The sequence below is a fragment of the Deinococcus deserti VCD115 genome (genome assembly GCF_000020685.1).
Taxonomy (GTDB): Bacteria; Deinococcota; Deinococci; order Deinococcales; family Deinococcaceae; genus Deinococcus; species Deinococcus deserti.
Genome location: NC_012526.1, coordinates 147,501 through 162,500, shown reverse-complemented (window position 1 = coordinate 162,500; position 15,000 = coordinate 147,501). Strand labels below are relative to the sequence as shown.

The window sequence follows — 15,000 nt, the reverse complement described above, 5'->3', positions numbered from 1 at the left end:
TGCCAGCCACGCGCCGAGCCCCAGCCCCAACAACCAGTAAGCCAAGAGCGATACCAGTAGTGGCGCACGCGTGTCCTGCAATCCCCGTAAGGCACCGTTGGCGGTGACCTGGATTCCATCGACTGTCTGAAATAAGGCGGCAATGCCTAGGAAAATAGTTGCTGCGGCAATCACGGATGCATTGGCAGGGTTGCCCGTATCGAGAAACACACCGAACACCAGCCGCGGCGCGACCAGCTCCAGCACCGCAAAGCCCACCATCACCCCACCCGACACAGCCAGGCCCAGCAGGCCAGCCCAACGCGCGCGTTGCCACTCACCCGCTCCCGCTGCCTGACCTACACGCACGCCTGTGGCCGAGGAAATGCCCAGCGGAATCATAAAGATGGCCGTGATGGCCTGCAGGGTCACATTGTGTGCGGCAAGCACCTCCGGGCCAAAGCGGGCCATCAACAGTGTGGTGACGGTAAACATTCCGCCCTCTGCCCCCAACGTCAGACCAATTGGCCAGCCCAGCCGGAAGAGAGCACGAACTTCCTGACGGACATCCTGGACAGAGACGTCACTGACCGCCTGACGCCAGGCGAGTGGCCACAGTGCCAGGGCCATTCCCCAGGTGGCCAGCACACTGGTTGCGGCTGCACCCGGTAACCCCAGGCGCGGCAACGGCCCCCACCCGTAGGCGAGCGCAGGACTTACCACAGCGGCAAAGCCCACCCCCAGCAGGCTGATTGCCGTAACGACCCGCGGCTTGCCTGTACCCTCCAGCGTTCCGCGCAAGGCAAGAATGGCCAGATTAGGCAGCATGCCCAGTGCATAGATTTTCAGGTAGGTGGCCGCCAGATCTGACCGGATGTCCGGGGGAGCCACCGCTGGTAGCCATGCTGCCACCAGCCACATCACAGGCAGCCACACCAGCGTCAGCGCCACAGCCAGCCACAGACCGCCCCGCAACGCCCGCGCGATTCCAGCGCTGTCACCTGCACCATGGGCCCGGGCCACCCGGGGCGCCACCGAGAGCATCACCCCAACCAGCATGATGAAACCCAGGTAATACGCCGCGTTGGCATAAGCCGCTGCCGCAAGCTCTGCTGTTCCCAGCCGGCCAATGACAGCTGTGGCAATCAACGCCAGCGCATTTGCTGCGAACTGCGAAACCACGACAGGGCCCGCGAGCGTCAGCAGGGCCCTCAGTTCGGTGCGTGGGCTGGGAGTCGCGGCAAAGGTCACCGCGCGATTGTAAGGGGCGGCGGGCGGGTGATCAGCGCCAGCGTTCGGGCAGGCCGTACAGGTGCCAGCGGGCGTCTACCCGGCGCTGAATCTGTTCGTCCATGACGATCTTGGGCGGCCACTCGCGCACGAAGCCTTCTTCCGGCAGCTTGCGGGCGCCGTCCCAGGCCAGCAGGGTGCCGCCCTGTGAAGTGACGGGGCATACATCACGCTCAGGGTCAACGTTGTTGAGAATGGTCCACCACACATCCCCAAGGTCCGCGACATCTGTCGCCTCATCACAGATCAGCAGGTGACGTACGCCCCGGGCGGCTGGATGTGCGGCAAATGCTTCGGCCAGTTCCTGAGCCTGTCCGGCGCGGGTTTTGTTCAGCGCCACCAGCCAGTAGCCGTCAGGGGTCTGACGCTGGACCAGCACGCCTTCGAATTCAGGCAGCTCTGTTGACACATGGGGCACAAACGTTTCGGGACTCACATCTGCGGCCTGCGCGTCCCGGCTGCTCACGTTGCTGCCAATCTCTTCAGGCCGCTTGGTGGTGGCGTCGATAACCAGTTTGCCGCCGTATCCCCAGCCACGGCTGGAATGGTCGAGGACATCAATAGGACCGCGTGTGGTCAGGGTGTCGCGTCCGGGCACGGCCTTCTGGCTGACCTCACGCCATACGGCGTCCATGTCGTGCACCTTGACGTGCTCGTCCACCACGATGATGACCTTGGCAAACATCATCTGCCCCAGACCAAACAGGCCGTTGGCCACCTTATAAGCCTGCCCAGGAAACTCCTTCCTGATGCTGACTACAACAAGGTTATGGGCCACCCCGGCTGGAGGCATGTGATAGTCCACGATTTCCGGCAGGATCAGCTGGGCCGCCGGCAGGAACAGCCGCTCGGAGGCCTCGATCAGGTAGGCGTCTTCCATGGGTGGGCGGCCCACGATGGTTGCCGGGTACACCGGCTGCCGGCGCATGGTCACCGCGGTGACATGAAAGAGGGGGTACAGGTCAGGAAGCGTGTAGAACCCGGTGTGGTCCCCGAACGGTCCTTCGACCACCCAGTCCTCCTGGGGGTCCACGTAGCCTTCCAGGATGAATTCCGCGTTGGCGGGCACGTCCAGGTCCACCGTGACGCCCTTGACGACCGGGTAGCGCTGGCCCCGCAGGTATCCAGCCAGGGCGAATTCGTCAAGGCCGGGAATGGGCGGCAGCGGTGCGGTCGCGGCATAGATCAGCGCCGGATCGCCGCCGATGGCCACTGCCACCGGCAACCTCTCCCCTTTCTGCCTGGCCTTCTCCAGGTGCCGGGTCCCGGTCTTGTGCCGCTGCCAGTGCATACCGGTGGTGTTTTTGCTCATGACCTGCATGCGGTACATGCCCATGTTGCGCTCGCCGGTCTCCGGATCTCTGGTAATGACCAGCGGTAGGGTGACGAAAGGCCCGCCGTCCAGTGGCCAGCATTTCAGGACCGGAATGCGTGATAGGTCGACCTCATCACCGCGCCAGACCACTTCCTGCACGGGGGCCGACCTTACCCGGCGGGGCGGCAGGTTCATGGCGTCGCGCAGCTTGGGAAGATTGCCCAGCATTCCCAGCATGCCGCCGCTGCCTTTAAGGTCAATCAGGTGACGGACCTTGGCCGCCAGGTCGTTCAGGTCCGGCACGCCCAGGGCCAGAGCAGTGCGTTCCCGGGTACCCATGAGCCCCATCACGACCGGGAACTCACTGCCGCGCACCTGCTCAAACACGACGGCCGGTCCACCCTTTTTCACCAGCCGGTCAGCGATTTCGGTGATCTCCAGTTCACTGGACACCGGGGTTGAAACCCGCAGCAGCTCGCCCCGCTGCTCCAGCAGATGCATGAAGGACTGAATGTCGGGAAAAGCCATGCCCGGAGTGTAGGGGGAGGCGGGCGGGGCAAGCGTACCCGGGAGGGGCGGCATGAACCCGAGGTGAAGCCCTGAGCAACCGCCGCTGACAGTGAGCACCTTGGCACAGCGACGCCCAACAAAGCAGCCGCTAAGCTCAGGCCATGGCTTCTCCGATTGACCGCATGCGTGACGCCCTGCAATCCACCGACCTTGACGGCTGGCTGGTGTATGACTTTCAGGGCCTCAATCCCCATGCCCGCCGGGTGCTGGATCTGCCCAAAGAGGCGTTCCTGACCCGGCGGTTTTTCGTATGGGTCCCGCGTGAGGGTCAGGCAGTGGTCCTGCACAATCACATCGAGGGCGGCACCTGGGGCAACATGACGCGGGGCTGGGATGTCGAGCGGCGTCCTTTCGGGTCACACGCGGAGCTGGACGCAGCTCTTTGCGCTGTCGTCAGAGGTAAGCGCCTGGCTATGGAGTACAGCCCGCATGGCGCCGTACCGTATGTCAGCCGGGTGGACGCGGGCACGCTGGAGCGTGTTCGTGAAGCGGGCGCGGCTGAGGTGGTCACCAGCGCCGATCTGCTGCAAAGCTTCCTGCGGTGGACACCGGATGACCTCGCTGCACACCGGCGCGCCGTAGAGGTTCTGATGACAGCCAAGGACGATGCCTTCCGCCTGATTCATGAGCGGTTGCAGGCTGGCGAGCCGGTCACCGAGCTTGATGTCCAGGCTGTGATCATGCGTCAGATTGACGCTGCCGGGATGCAGGCTGGACACGCAGTGAACGTGAGCTTTGGCGTGAACGCTGCAGACAGTCACTACGAGCCCGGAGGAGACAAGAACGCCACCCTGCAGGTCGGTGAATGTGTGCTGATCGACCTGTGGGCGCAGGAACCGGGGCGACCGTTTGCCGACGTGACCTGGGTGGCCTTTGCAGGACAGCCCCACGACGAGTACCTGGACGCCTGGACTGCAGTGAGCAGGGCGCGGGACGCCGCCCTGAGCCTGCTTCAGGAACGCTTTGCAGCGCAGGGCTGGGGGCAGATGCAGGGCTGGGAAGGCGACCGGGCCGCGCGCGACGCCATGGGAACGACCTGGGCGCCGTACTTCCTGCACCGCACCGGACACGACCTGGGAGTACAGATTCATGGAGCAGGGGCCAATCTTGACGATTACGAGACGCGTGACACCCGCACCCTGACCTCCGGGCTGGCAGTAACGGTGGAACCCGGCACCTATCCAGCGGCCCGGGGCTTTGGGATTCGCAGCGAGGTGAATGTCTACCTTTCCCCTGAGGGTCCTGAGGTCACTACCCATATTCAGCGTGCTCCCTTTGTTCTGGGAAGTGCCCAGCCCTGGTCGGCCGTCAGGGCCGCCGGATACGGCGAAGGCTGAAGGGAGACCCTGCGTGAGTGTTCCCGAAAGCCAGCCTGCCGGCCCTGCCCACCTCGAAACCTGGCAGGCACGTTAGGCTGAAGGATATGGCGAATCTCAGCTCCTCCACTGTCATGCTTACTGGCGCGGGCGGCGCTCTCGCTACCGCCATTGCCCAGGAACTTGAAGACGCCGGCGCACAGCTTGTGCTGGTCGGCCGCGGCGAGGCCCTGGCCCGCGCCGCCGACCGCTTTCCGGCCACCGAGGTCATCGATGTGGACCTCGCGGACCCGGCCTGTGTCGAGCAGCTGCGCCGGGTGAAGGTCGACACCCTGATCCACACCACCGGCGACTACGCCCAGCAGGACGCCCAGAAGGCGACCGACGAGGACCTGCGCGAGATGTTCGACTCCAACATGCTCACGCTGTTTCACGCGGTCCAGGGGGTGCTGCCCGGGATGCTCAAGCAGAAAGATGGCCTGATCATGGGGGTCAGTGCCGGGCAGGCTGCCCGCCTGAGTGGCCCCAAGGCCGCGCTGTATACCGCCAGCAAGGCTGCGGTGGCCGCCTATGTGCTGAGCGTGCACGACGAGCTCAAGGCCAAGGGAGTGCGCGGCATCGTGCTGTATCCCATGGGGGCCATCGACACGCCGGAGAACCGCGAGGCTGGACTGAAGTGGGAAGAGACCATCGACCCGCGCGGCCTGGCCAAGAGTGTGGCGCACGCCCTGACCCGCCCCGACCGTGCCCATGTGACCGAGCTCAAGGTCTACCCCGACCACTGAATCTGAGCTTGCTGTTCCTGTCTTAGCGTGGCAGCAACAAGACGCGGCAGGCAGCTTCCCAGCTGCCGCGCACTGCTGCTGCCACGCACAGTCGTTTTCCTCTCCAGCACGTAAATAACGTGCCGTCCGATCAGGCGGCGCTGACCAGCAGAGGCAGGCCTTGCGGTGCCCTGCCGCCCGCAGCGTTTGCCTGCCCACGCCTGCACGGATCATCAGCCCGCCTCTTTTTGAGAGCTTGCGCAATCAGGCCCACCTGAATGAACTCCCGCAGGACCATCCGGTACCCTCATGCTCCTGAACTTTCACAGCCGGTGACGAAGCTGCGAGAACCCCTGAGGCAGACTGAAATACAGTGCAACATCAATCTATTTCCGCAGCGCCCACTCAACGGCTTTCCGTGTTTTTTCTGCAGGTGCGTGCTGTGCCTGGTGCCTTTCACTCATGACCTATACCCGAATCCGGATCCAGAACCGTGCCTATGACTTTCTGCACCAGAACCATGGTCAGCAGGGCTTTGAGCTGATGCTGTTTGTGCGGCCTGCACGCAGATTGAACACTCTGTTGCGGCCCTCACCCCGTGAGGAGGTCGCCCGCGTGACCGTGCATGCCCCCAATGCTGACGAACTGCTGGTCAATGCGCTTGGCCTCGGCTACGCACGGATAAGGATGCGGGTGCGTCACGCTCACCGCAGTCAGGGCATGGGTGGCTGGCTCCTGGAGCATGCTCTTCGTGAAGCGCACACACTGAACCTGGGCCTGGCCGGTGAACTGCAGGCCCTGCAGCTGGAGCGTGCGCAGGCCTTCTATGTGAATCACGGCGCACGTATCGTTGCGCGCCCCCTGCACCCCGGGCATCCCTGGGTGGTCTGGGACGTGCCGAACCTGCAGCGGCGCGGCTAATCTGCAAAGCGCGTCCAGCGGGCCAGAAGCCTACTCCTGCAGCCCCCCTGCGAGGCGCTCCAGCAGCGCCACTCCGAACGCCACCCCTTTGGCAAAGTCCGCGCGCCGGATGTTCTCGTTGGGAGCATGAACCCGCCCGCCGACATTGCCGATTCCCAGGGCCACGCACGGCAGCCCATCCAGGGCGTCCATGAAGGGGTGCATGGGGCCACTTCCCCCACTGCTGGGGTTCACGATAGGTTCCTGACCATGCGCCTCGCGGGCGGCGTCCAGGCAGGCCCGTACAAAGGGATGACCGGCATCCGCCCGCGCAGGGTGCTGGTGGGCTTCAAGCTCCACGATCTCTATGTCACTCAGGTTCTGGGCGTCCATATGGGCGCGCAGCAGCTCCAGCACCCGGCTAGGCGTCTGACCGGGCACCAGCCGGAAATCCAGCTTCACGAACCCGTGCGCTGGAAGAACGGTCTTGCTGCCTTCACCCTGGTAGCCGCCCCCCCAGCCGTTGACATTCAGCACCGGCGCCAGGTTCAGGCGGCGGTGGTATTCACCTGGGGCCCCCAGGGGCCGGGTGATTCCGTAGGTGGCCAGGGTCGTCTCTCCCTGCCCGGGCACCGCGGCGATGGCAGCCTCATCGGCGGGCGAGACCGGCAGAAGATCGTCGAGAAACCCAGGAATGGTCACGCGTCCGGTGTCGTCACGCAGGCTGGCCACGGCACGCGCGAGGCGGTACAGCGGGTTGTCCACAACGGCGCCCAGGCTGCTGTGCAGGTCACTGTCTGCCACCCGCGCACGCAGTTCCAGGCACATCACGCCTTTCAGGCCTAAGAAGGCCACGGGGCGGCCATCTTCACTGATGCTGCCGAACTCCCACCAGCAGCCGTCCGCCTGCAACGAAGCGGCCTGCTCGCGGACCACGCGCTCCAGGCTGGGGCTGCCGACCTCTTCTTCTCCCTCGATCAGCCAACGTACCCGGACCGGCAACTGACCGCCATGCCGGTCTTTGACTGCCCGAACTGCCGCCAGACGGGAGGCAAATTCACCCTTGTCATCGGAGGCCCCGCGGCCGTACAACCGTCCCTCACGCTCGGTCAGTTCAAAGGGGGGCGTGTCCCACAGCTCCAGGGGATCTTCAGGTTGCACGTCGTAATGGTTGTAGATCAACAGGGTTGCCGGGGCGTCGGCAGGCCCGGCCTCTGCAATCAGTACCGGGGCCACGTCGCCCGGAACTTCGCGCACCGTAAAGCCCTCAGCTTCCAGAAGGCCGGTCACGAACGCCGCGGTTTCGGGCAGCATGCGCCCCTGCGCGGAGACGCTCTGCAGCGCGACCAGGTTGCGCAGGTCCGAAAGGCCCCGCTCGATGTGGGACGACAGGTCAGCTTGGGTCATGCACCCCAGCGTACGGGACGCGTGGCATCACCATCACGTGATCGGGACGCACCAGCATCCTGAGTCGCACTGAATCACGTCTGGCCATGTCGGCCCCGCGCCCCGTTACCCCCTAGCGGCGGAAGTCATGTGGATGGCTCTTGTGCCAGGTCCAGGCTGTCTGCACGATCTCCTGCAGATCGGTAAAGCGCGGCTTGAAGCCCAGGTCCTTCACGATGCGCGTGGCGTCGGCCACCAGCCGGGGTGGATCACCGGCGCGGCGGGGAGCCAGTTCACGCGTCAGGGGCTTCCCGGTGACCGCGTCCACTGCGTCAAGCACCTCGCGCACGCTGAAGCCGTGTCCTAAGCCAACGTTGTAGGTCGCGGCCTGCGTCTTGCCACTGTGCAGCGCCTCAACCGCCAGTACGTGGGCGTCCGCCAGGTCCTGCACGTGAACGTAATCCCGGATGCAGGTGCCGTCCGGGGTGGGGTAGTCGTCCCCAAAGATCATCATCTTCTCGCGCTGGCCCAGGGCAGTCAGGGCCGCGAGTTCGATCAGGTGGGTCTTGTTGGCGTGGGCCTCGCCGATGTCGCCCTCGGGGGCAGCGCCACACACGTTGAAGTAGCGCAGGATGACGTAGGGCAGCCCATGCGCGGTGTGGAAGGCGTGGATCATGCGCTCGGTCATCAGCTTGGTCTCGCCGTACACGCTCTCGGGCTGCATGGGAGCGTTCTCGGGAATCGGTACCGCGTCCGTGGTGCCGTACACGGCGGCTGTGGAGGAGAACACCAGCGGAATCTTGCGCGTCTCCACGATGGCCTGCAGCAGGTTCAGGCTGCCTACCACATTGTTGCGGTAGTAGCGTGCCGGGGCACGCATGCTCTCGCCCACCTCGATCAGGGCCGCAAAGTGAATCACCGCGTCCGGCTCGTGGGCCTGCAGCGTGGCTTTGACTCCTTCAGCGTCCAGCAGATCCTGCTGCACCAGCGTGACGTCTTCGGGCAATGCCTCCCGGTGTCCGCTGGAGAGGTTATCCAGCACGACGACCTCATGTCCGCTCCGGCGCAGCTGCCGGACTGTATGCGAACCGATGTACCCTGCTCCACCTACCACCAGAAGTTTCATGCTGCACAGGGTACGGCACACCGCTGGGCCCTGACTCTTGCCAGCCTCTTCAGGTTTGGGCTTACCCATCTCCAGTGCTCTGGTCCTGGGAACTCCGGGAAGCTGGTGCAGTTGTGCCCCGCAGAACCAGACGGGTCGGCAGTGTCACATCGGCCGGGTGGTCACCCCGGAGCAGCGCCAGCACAGCCTGTCCCACCTGCTCGCCCTTGTCACTGGTAGGTTGCCAGACGGTGGTAAGGTCCAGCGACGCGCTGCTGGGCAGGTCATCAAAGCCGATCACACTGAGATCTGCCGGCACCACCAGCTCCAGTTGACGGGCTGCATGCAGGGCGCCTTGGGCCAGGACATCACTCATGCACAGCAGCGCTGTCACCTCCGGCTGAGCTTGCAGCACTTCCCGCGCCCGGCGCTCTCCCTCTTCGGGGGTGTTCTGGAGCGTTTCTACCAGGAAGAGGGTGGCCTGCGGCGCGCCCTGCCGGTAACCATTCAGGCGCTCAGTCGTGGTGCGGTAGCTTCCTTCCGGCGTCGCGCCCAGGCTGCCCGGCTGATTCAGCCCCAGGCACAGCACACCTATGTGTGTATGGCCCAGCGCTGCCAGATGTGCGGCGGCAGCCCTGGCGCCGGCCGCATCTTCAATTCCCACCAGCATGGCGCCGCCAACAGGATGCTGGTCTACCAGTACCGTGGGCAGCTGGCGGCCCAGCACCGCGCGCAACAGTTCGCTGCCCTGAGCGGCGCAATACACGATAAATCCGTCCACGCTGGCACCATGAACCGGCTGGGGCCCGTGAGGGCAGGCCAGCAGCAGCAGGTTCAGCCCCTGTTCCTGAATGGTATGGGCGACACTGCCCAGAAACAGGGCCGCAGCGGGGTCAGCAAAGGCGTAATCCAGAGGCGCGTCATACACCACCCCGATCACCCCGGTCCGGCCACGCCGGAGGCTGCGTGCCAGGGGATCCGGACCGCTGTACCCCAGCTCATGGGCACCTTTGAGGATCCGCTCGCGCAGCTCCAGAGACAGCTGGTCGGGGCGGTTGTATGCGTTGCTGACAGTGGCAACCGAGACCCCCAGGTGCCGGGCCACATCCTTGAGGGTGACCCGGCCACTGCCGGCAGAAGCCGGACCCGGGCGTGGGCCAGCAGGAGGTCTGGCAGGTGGCATACAGGAATGCTAGCGTACAGGGCACTGATCTGAAACGTTTCAGATCAGTTACCCTTTCTGCCCTGAGGTTCTCTGACGTGACGGCCACTCCCCTGCCTACTCCTGACCCTGCCCGCGCTGAACAGGCCCGCCGCGCTGTCAGTGCCATCTTTCTGATTAACGGGATTCTGTTCGCGACCTGGGCCGTCAATATTCCAGGCATACGCGATCAGCTGAACCTGACGGAAGCGCAGATCGGTCTGGGACTCCTTGCCGTAGGTCTGGGCAGCCTGATCAGCATGCCGTTCACGGGCGGCTGGACAGCACGCTGGGGCAGCCACCGAGTCACCGCAGTCATGGCAGTGGCCTGCATGCTTGCGCTGGCTCCGCCGTTTCTGACCTCCAACCTTCCGGCGCTCTCTGTCGCTCTGCTGGTGCTGGGCGCAATCAACGGCAGCCTGGACGTCGCCATGAACGCTCAGGGAGTCACAGTAGAGCGCCGGTTGAGCCGTCCCATCATGAGCCGGCTGCATGCGTATTTCAGCCTGGGTGGAGTCCTGGGAGCCGCGCTGGGAACAGTACTGGTAGGCCGCGTTCCGATCCTCACGCATGTGCTTGTGGTGGTGGTGCTGACCGCCATGACCGCCTTCTTTGCCGGCCGCCTGCTGCTGTCCGACAGGGCCAGCCCGGAGACCCAGGACTCGGTCAGCGCACCGCATCCCCCTGCTGGCCTGAGCCCGGCCGTGCTGCTGCTGGGCAGTCTGTGCTTCCTGGGCATGCTTGCCGAGGGCGCCAACTATGACTGGGCCGCGCTGTATTTCCGGGATGTCCTGGAAGTTCAGGGCGGAAACACCGGGCTGGGATATGCGGCGTTCGTGACGGCCATGACGCTGGGCCGCTGGTTTGGGGACCGTCTGCGTGCCCGGCTGGGCGACGAAATTACAGTTCGGGGAGGCTCGCTTTTGGCCGCAGCTGGGCTCGGCGTAGCCTTGCTGACGCGCGATCCGCTGCTGGCGACGTTCGGATTTGCACTTTCCGGGCTGGGGCTCAGCAATGTGGTGCCGGTGATGTATGGCACCGCCGGGCACGCGCTTGCCGGACGTGGCATCGCACAGGTGGCGACCATCGGCTATGGGGGATTCCTGCTGGGCCCACCAGCGATCGGGTTTGTGGCGCACGAGATCGGCCTCCCTGGCGCCCTTGGACTGGCCCTGGCCGGCGCCGCTCTGGTTGCCATCCTGGGGGGACAGGCCTTTGCACTGGTGCGTACCAAATCAGCCCGACCACTGGACGCCTAAAGTCCGGGTCAGCTCCTTCCGTCTTCCCGGGAAGAAGCTTCCATGAGCTTGGTAGCCTCCTCAAGGCGAGCGCTATGAAACTTGCTTTCGTTGACTCCCACTACCGTTTCCAGCGTTCCAGTTCCCTGCCCCACACCAGATCATGAAAGCGTGTTTCGAACGCAGTTGCAGGAAAAAACTCGCCGCTGGCAGCAGTGTGCTCAGGGCAGCCCTGGCGTGGCGCCCAACCATGAACCTCAAACCACGAATCCCTAGTCTCGAGCCCCTGGCACGCGGCGTACCGGAAGGCTGACCCAGCCGCGCCGTGAGAGCCAGCGCAGAGCCACGATCGTCAAGGCGCCGCCCAATTGCGCCTGAAACGACGTGACGTGAGGGTGAAGCAGCACCACCACAAGGGCTCCAGCAGCGGCAGCCGTGGCATACAGCTGGTCCCGGCGGTACATCACCTCCGGCACCTCGTTGGCGATCAGGTCGCGGACGATCCCACCTCCCACACCGCTAAGCATGCCGGCAAATACCACGCCCAATGGCCCCAGCCCAAAATTGATGGCACCTACCGCACCAGAAGCGGCAAACAGCGCCAGCCCGACGGTGTCAAAGACGCTGAGGGTCCGCTCAAACCGCGCCAAGCCTTCCCCAAGGGCAAATCCCAGCCCGGCACCCAGCAGCGCCATCCAGAGGTAGGTCTCGTCACGCAGAAACAGTGGGGGCGTCTGGCCAGTCAGCGTGTCACGGATGGCACCTCCACCTACTGCCGTAACGCATCCCAGCACCACGACCCCAAACAGGTCAAAGCGCTTACGTACACCCAGCAGCGCGCCTGACATGGCGAAGGCCAGGATCCCGATCAGGTCAAGCCAGCGCAGGCCCTGCTCCAGCGTCAGAGGAGGCGCCAGCTCATGCATTCCGCAGCTCCCCTGAGCCTGACTGACTGCCCGGTGGCGTCGCCCTCATACCCTCACGATAAACGGCTTCCAGACGCTACGAATGGCAGCACTTCACATCTCCCCGGTCTGGATTCCGCTTACTTGTCCGGTTGTGCTATACTCCCCCCTGTTGTCTCGCCCTGGTGGGCCGAGTCGCCCCAGCGAGAAGATGCCCCGGCGGGACACGCCGAGTGGCCCCAGGAGAAAGAAAATGGCCAAGCACCCCGTTCCCAAGAAGAAGACCAGCAAGAGCAAGCGCGACATGCGCCGCAGCCACCACGCCCTCACGGTTCCTGCCATGAATGACTGCCCCCAGTGCCATGGCAAGAAGCTGAGCCACCACATCTGCCCCAACTGCGGCTACTACGATGGCCGTCAGGTGCTCGCCGTCTGATCCCCAGACGCAAAGAACAAAGCCCCCGTACTGGGGGCTTTTTCGTTGGTTGATGCGCCTTCACTCCTGGCCCTTCCTGAATCCAGGAAAACAGACGAGCCGGGCACTGCCCTGGCATCTCCAGAGCTCGTCCCGACAGGCCCGCGTTTCCCCCGGCGCCAACGTGACAGGATGGCAGGCGTGTTTCAAGCCCTGACGACTGTGCTGCTGCCAGTGTTTCTGGTGGCTGGGCTTGGGGCCCTGCTCGCCTCCCGGTTTCCAATTGACCAGGTCACCATTGCACGCGTGACGCTGTACCTGCTTTCTCCGGCGCTGGTGCTGGACGTGATATTGCGTACGCCCATCAAGGCCTCCGAAGCCGTTCAACTGGGTACCGCCTACCTCCTGACCCTGAGCGGCTGCCTGCTCCTGGGCTGGGTCCTGGGCCTGGGACGAGCGGATGCCGAGCGCCGCAGCCTGAGTGCCAGCGTTGGCATCTGGAACAGTGGCAACATGGGTCTTCCTATCGCCCTCTTTGCCTTTGGGCAGGCGGGCTTCGACCGGGCCACCGTATTGTTTCTGGCCTCTTTCATTGGGATGTACGCCGTGGCACCGGCCATCTACAGCCTGGGACGCAGCGGAGCTGGAGCACGCCAGACGCTTCGCAATCTGTTGCGTCTGCCAGCAATCTGGGTCACGGGAGTAGCTCTCGTCCTGCGGGGGCTACACATCACCCTTCCAGAGGGAATTACTCGCGGCGTGGAGTTGCTTGCACAGGCCACCCTGCCCATGGTCTTGCTGTCCCTGGGGCTGCAGCTGGGTGCAGGTGGCTGGCCGCGCTTGACCCGGCATATCTGGCTGGCAAGTGCCGCGCGCCTGATAGCAGGTCCAGTTATCGCGCTGGGATGCGGCGCCGCTGTGGGGCTGCGAGGTCCGGGGCTGGCGGTTCTGGTACTGTCGGCCAGCATGCCTACGGCGGTCAATGCCCTGCTGCTTGCCCGTGAGTACGAGGCGGACACCGACACTGTGGCAGGCGTGGTGCTGCTGAGTACCCTGGGCAGTGTGCTGACTGTCGCGGCTGTGGTGACGCTGCTGCCGCTGCTGGACTGAATCTTCTACAGGGCAACCTGTCGGTGCTGCCCTCCGGACAGAAAGCTGCTTCATACGTATTCAGTAGCAGCTGTTTTGGATGAACAGATGCAGGCTTGCGTATCTGCACTGGTGTGTGACACGCAGTGGAAGGCAGTTTCTCAGCACAGCTGAACATCAGACCACAAAGAAATACATAGGCCGGCGCTGGGAAATAACCGGGAGTTCCGCGTTCTAAGGCAGCAAAGCTAAGGCTCAGCGGAATGGACCATCTACTTCAACTGCACAAGCGTAAGCAGATCATCAGCATCGCTCCCACAGCCTGTAGACGCTGAGTTTTACCGTGATCGCGACGTATCTTCTTGACGCATAGCGCATAAGGCGCTATATTTTTTACATCACCGCCCAAGAGGCGGCTTTTTTATTGTCTGTAGCTTCCTCAAGATCTGTGGCATGCCGTCAGGGGCATACATACCGGGCACGCGGACGAGTCATTTGTTCACTGCGGGTACTTTCCAGTATATGTGCCAGCCGGCGGCGCAGACCAGAGCGAACAGGGTCAGAGCGTCCCCTGAGTCGCGTCCCAGGGCATGAATCAGTGCTGCCAGAGCAAGATTTACATTCGCAACCATTTCGGTCTCCTGGCGCAGCATTTCCTCCAGGATCAGAGCCATCCGTACACCGGGCGCTGTGGCATGAGACTCCTGGAGTGCCATTATCAGAGCTTTTCCTCTGGGATCTCCAGCTGGATACAGCGGATGCCCGAAGCCTGCTAATCCTGCTGTGCGGCGGGTTGCGTCCTTTAGGGCTATGTGCGGGCCACGAAGTAGCGCGTGATCCAGCAGTTCATAGGAATCCGGTGCTGCCAGACCATGAGCCGGGCCCTGCAAGGCGCAGAGGGCTGCATGATGCAGGCTCGCGCCACCGCTTGCCGCGATACGACCGGTAAACGCACTGACATTCAGTTTGTGATCGGACAGCAACACCAGGGCACGCCGCAGACGATCTGCATGCTCAGCAACGCCCCAGGGACGTGCCAGACGAGCATGAAGCGGCAGATCTGGGGCCGGTAGCCTGCCCTCGTGGCGTTCAATCGTGGCATACAGCAGACTAAGAACCCGGGCCGCCTGAGCAGGCAATGCTTCTGGCCAGGTATCCATCGCAGTAATGTCATGTGCTCCGGCATGGTCAGCACGTAGCCGAACGCTTCGATAGGCACAGCAGCTCGAGGATGGACACTGAGATTCAGTCGGGCATGCAGCGGTCACTGCACCCAACCCTGCTTCTCATTGGTCCACACTGACTTAGGCCAGCGGCTGGGCAGGGTTGATTTTCCTGATTGCGAGTCGTACCAGGCAGGAATTGAGCAAGGACAATCCTGACCTGCGTTCACTTCACACAGCGCTGCAGGACGACTTCGAAGCCGGTCGCCAGACGGCTGTGGAATGGAAAGAGATTGCTGAACGTGCTCTGAAGTTCAACCAAGAGGGAGTGGTGGTAGCCTCCGGGCCATGAACTCCGAGTCAT

General features: G+C 63.8%; 14 protein-coding genes (2 of these 14 running past the window's edge). 7 read left to right on the top strand and 7 right to left on the bottom strand.

Translation table 11 applies throughout. The features are described 5' to 3' along the window. Together DEIDE_RS00815 and DEIDE_RS00810 are read right to left on the bottom strand one after the other, a co-directional pair. Window positions 1–1,230, bottom strand: partial view of an MATE family efflux transporter gene (locus DEIDE_RS00815; protein ID WP_012692072.1) — the 5' portion only. The gene continues 114 nt to the left of window position 1, outside the view; 1,230 of the gene's 1,344 nt are visible here — the first part of the coding sequence; its start codon is at window positions 1,228–1,230; its stop codon lies beyond the left edge, outside the window. Between the two features lie 31 nt (window positions 1,231–1,261). Beyond that, entirely contained in the window at window positions 1,262–3,112 is a 1,851-nt protein-coding gene (locus DEIDE_RS00810; protein ID WP_012692071.1) for a menaquinone biosynthesis decarboxylase, read from the bottom strand. A 143-nt stretch (window positions 3,113–3,255) separates the two neighbouring features. Here DEIDE_RS00810 and DEIDE_RS00805 point away from each other — a divergent pair, with 143 nt between their 5' ends. The 3 genes from DEIDE_RS00805 (at window position 3,256) to DEIDE_RS00795 (ending at window position 6,155) form a co-directional block, all read left to right on the top strand. Further along, a complete protein-coding gene (locus tag DEIDE_RS00805) occupies window positions 3,256–4,491 on the top strand; it encodes a M24 family metallopeptidase (RefSeq protein WP_012692070.1) in 1,236 nt (411 codons plus the stop codon). Window positions 4,492–4,577: 86 nt separating this feature from the next. After that, window positions 4,578–5,255 carry an SDR family oxidoreductase gene (locus DEIDE_RS00800; RefSeq protein ID WP_012692069.1) on the top strand — a complete coding sequence of 226 codons (678 nt, stop codon included), beginning with the start codon at window positions 4,578–4,580 and terminating at the stop codon, window positions 5,253–5,255. A gap of 441 nt (window positions 5,256–5,696) precedes the next feature. After that, window positions 5,697–6,155, top strand: a complete 459-nt coding sequence (locus tag DEIDE_RS00795; protein ID WP_012692068.1) for a GNAT family N-acetyltransferase — start codon at window positions 5,697–5,699, stop codon at window positions 6,153–6,155. 30 nt (window positions 6,156–6,185) lie between these two features. Here the strand turns inward: DEIDE_RS00795 and DEIDE_RS00790 are convergent, their stop codons facing one another. The 3 genes from DEIDE_RS00790 to DEIDE_RS00780 form a co-directional block, all read right to left on the bottom strand. Beyond that, the gene (locus tag DEIDE_RS00790) at window positions 6,186–7,541 is read right to left on the bottom strand and encodes a M20/M25/M40 family metallo-hydrolase (RefSeq protein WP_012692067.1); all 1,356 of its coding nucleotides are present in this window, start codon (window positions 7,539–7,541) and stop codon (window positions 6,186–6,188) included. Between the two features lie 112 nt (window positions 7,542–7,653). Further along, window positions 7,654–8,646, bottom strand: coding sequence for a UDP-glucose 4-epimerase GalE (gene galE, locus DEIDE_RS00785; RefSeq protein ID WP_012692066.1), 993 nt, complete (start codon window positions 8,644–8,646; stop codon window positions 7,654–7,656). A gap of 61 nt (window positions 8,647–8,707) precedes the next feature. Further along, the gene (locus DEIDE_RS00780; RefSeq protein ID WP_049760423.1) at window positions 8,708–9,808 is read right to left on the bottom strand and encodes a LacI family DNA-binding transcriptional regulator; all 1,101 of its coding nucleotides are present in this window, start codon (window positions 9,806–9,808) and stop codon (window positions 8,708–8,710) included. Between the two features lie 77 nt (window positions 9,809–9,885). Here DEIDE_RS00780 and DEIDE_RS00775 point away from each other — a divergent pair, with 77 nt between their 5' ends. Next, a complete protein-coding gene (locus DEIDE_RS00775) occupies window positions 9,886–11,085 on the top strand; it encodes an MFS transporter (protein WP_012692064.1) in 1,200 nt (399 codons plus the stop codon). 251 nt (window positions 11,086–11,336) lie between these two features. Here DEIDE_RS00775 and DEIDE_RS00770 read toward each other — a convergent pair whose 3' ends face one another. Further along, window positions 11,337–11,990 (bottom strand): trimeric intracellular cation channel family protein, encoded by a 654-nt coding sequence (locus DEIDE_RS00770; RefSeq protein ID WP_012692063.1) that lies wholly within the window; start codon window positions 11,988–11,990, stop codon window positions 11,337–11,339. Window positions 11,991–12,222: 232 nt separating this feature from the next. Between DEIDE_RS00770 and rpmF the strand changes: the two genes are divergently transcribed. Then, entirely contained in the window at window positions 12,223–12,405 is a 183-nt protein-coding gene (rpmF, locus tag DEIDE_RS00765; RefSeq protein WP_012692062.1) for a 50S ribosomal protein L32, read from the top strand. 171 nt (window positions 12,406–12,576) lie between these two features. Further along, the gene (locus tag DEIDE_RS00760) at window positions 12,577–13,494 is read left to right on the top strand and encodes an AEC family transporter (protein WP_012692061.1); all 918 of its coding nucleotides are present in this window, start codon (window positions 12,577–12,579) and stop codon (window positions 13,492–13,494) included. A 470-nt stretch (window positions 13,495–13,964) separates the two neighbouring features. Here DEIDE_RS00760 and DEIDE_RS18300 read toward each other — a convergent pair whose 3' ends face one another. Beyond that, on the bottom strand, window positions 13,965–14,633 hold the full coding sequence (locus DEIDE_RS18300; protein WP_083764213.1) for a citrate/2-methylcitrate synthase: 669 nt from the start codon (window positions 14,631–14,633) through the stop codon (window positions 13,965–13,967). A 351-nt stretch (window positions 14,634–14,984) separates the two neighbouring features. Between DEIDE_RS18300 and DEIDE_RS00750 the strand changes: the two genes are divergently transcribed. Continuing rightward, window positions 14,985–15,000, top strand: the 5' end (the start) of a protein-coding gene (locus DEIDE_RS00750) for a PPK2 family polyphosphate kinase (RefSeq protein ID WP_012692059.1). 785 nt of this gene lie beyond the right edge of the window; 16 of the gene's 801 nt are visible here — the first part of the coding sequence; the start codon lies at window positions 14,985–14,987; the stop codon falls past the right edge of the window.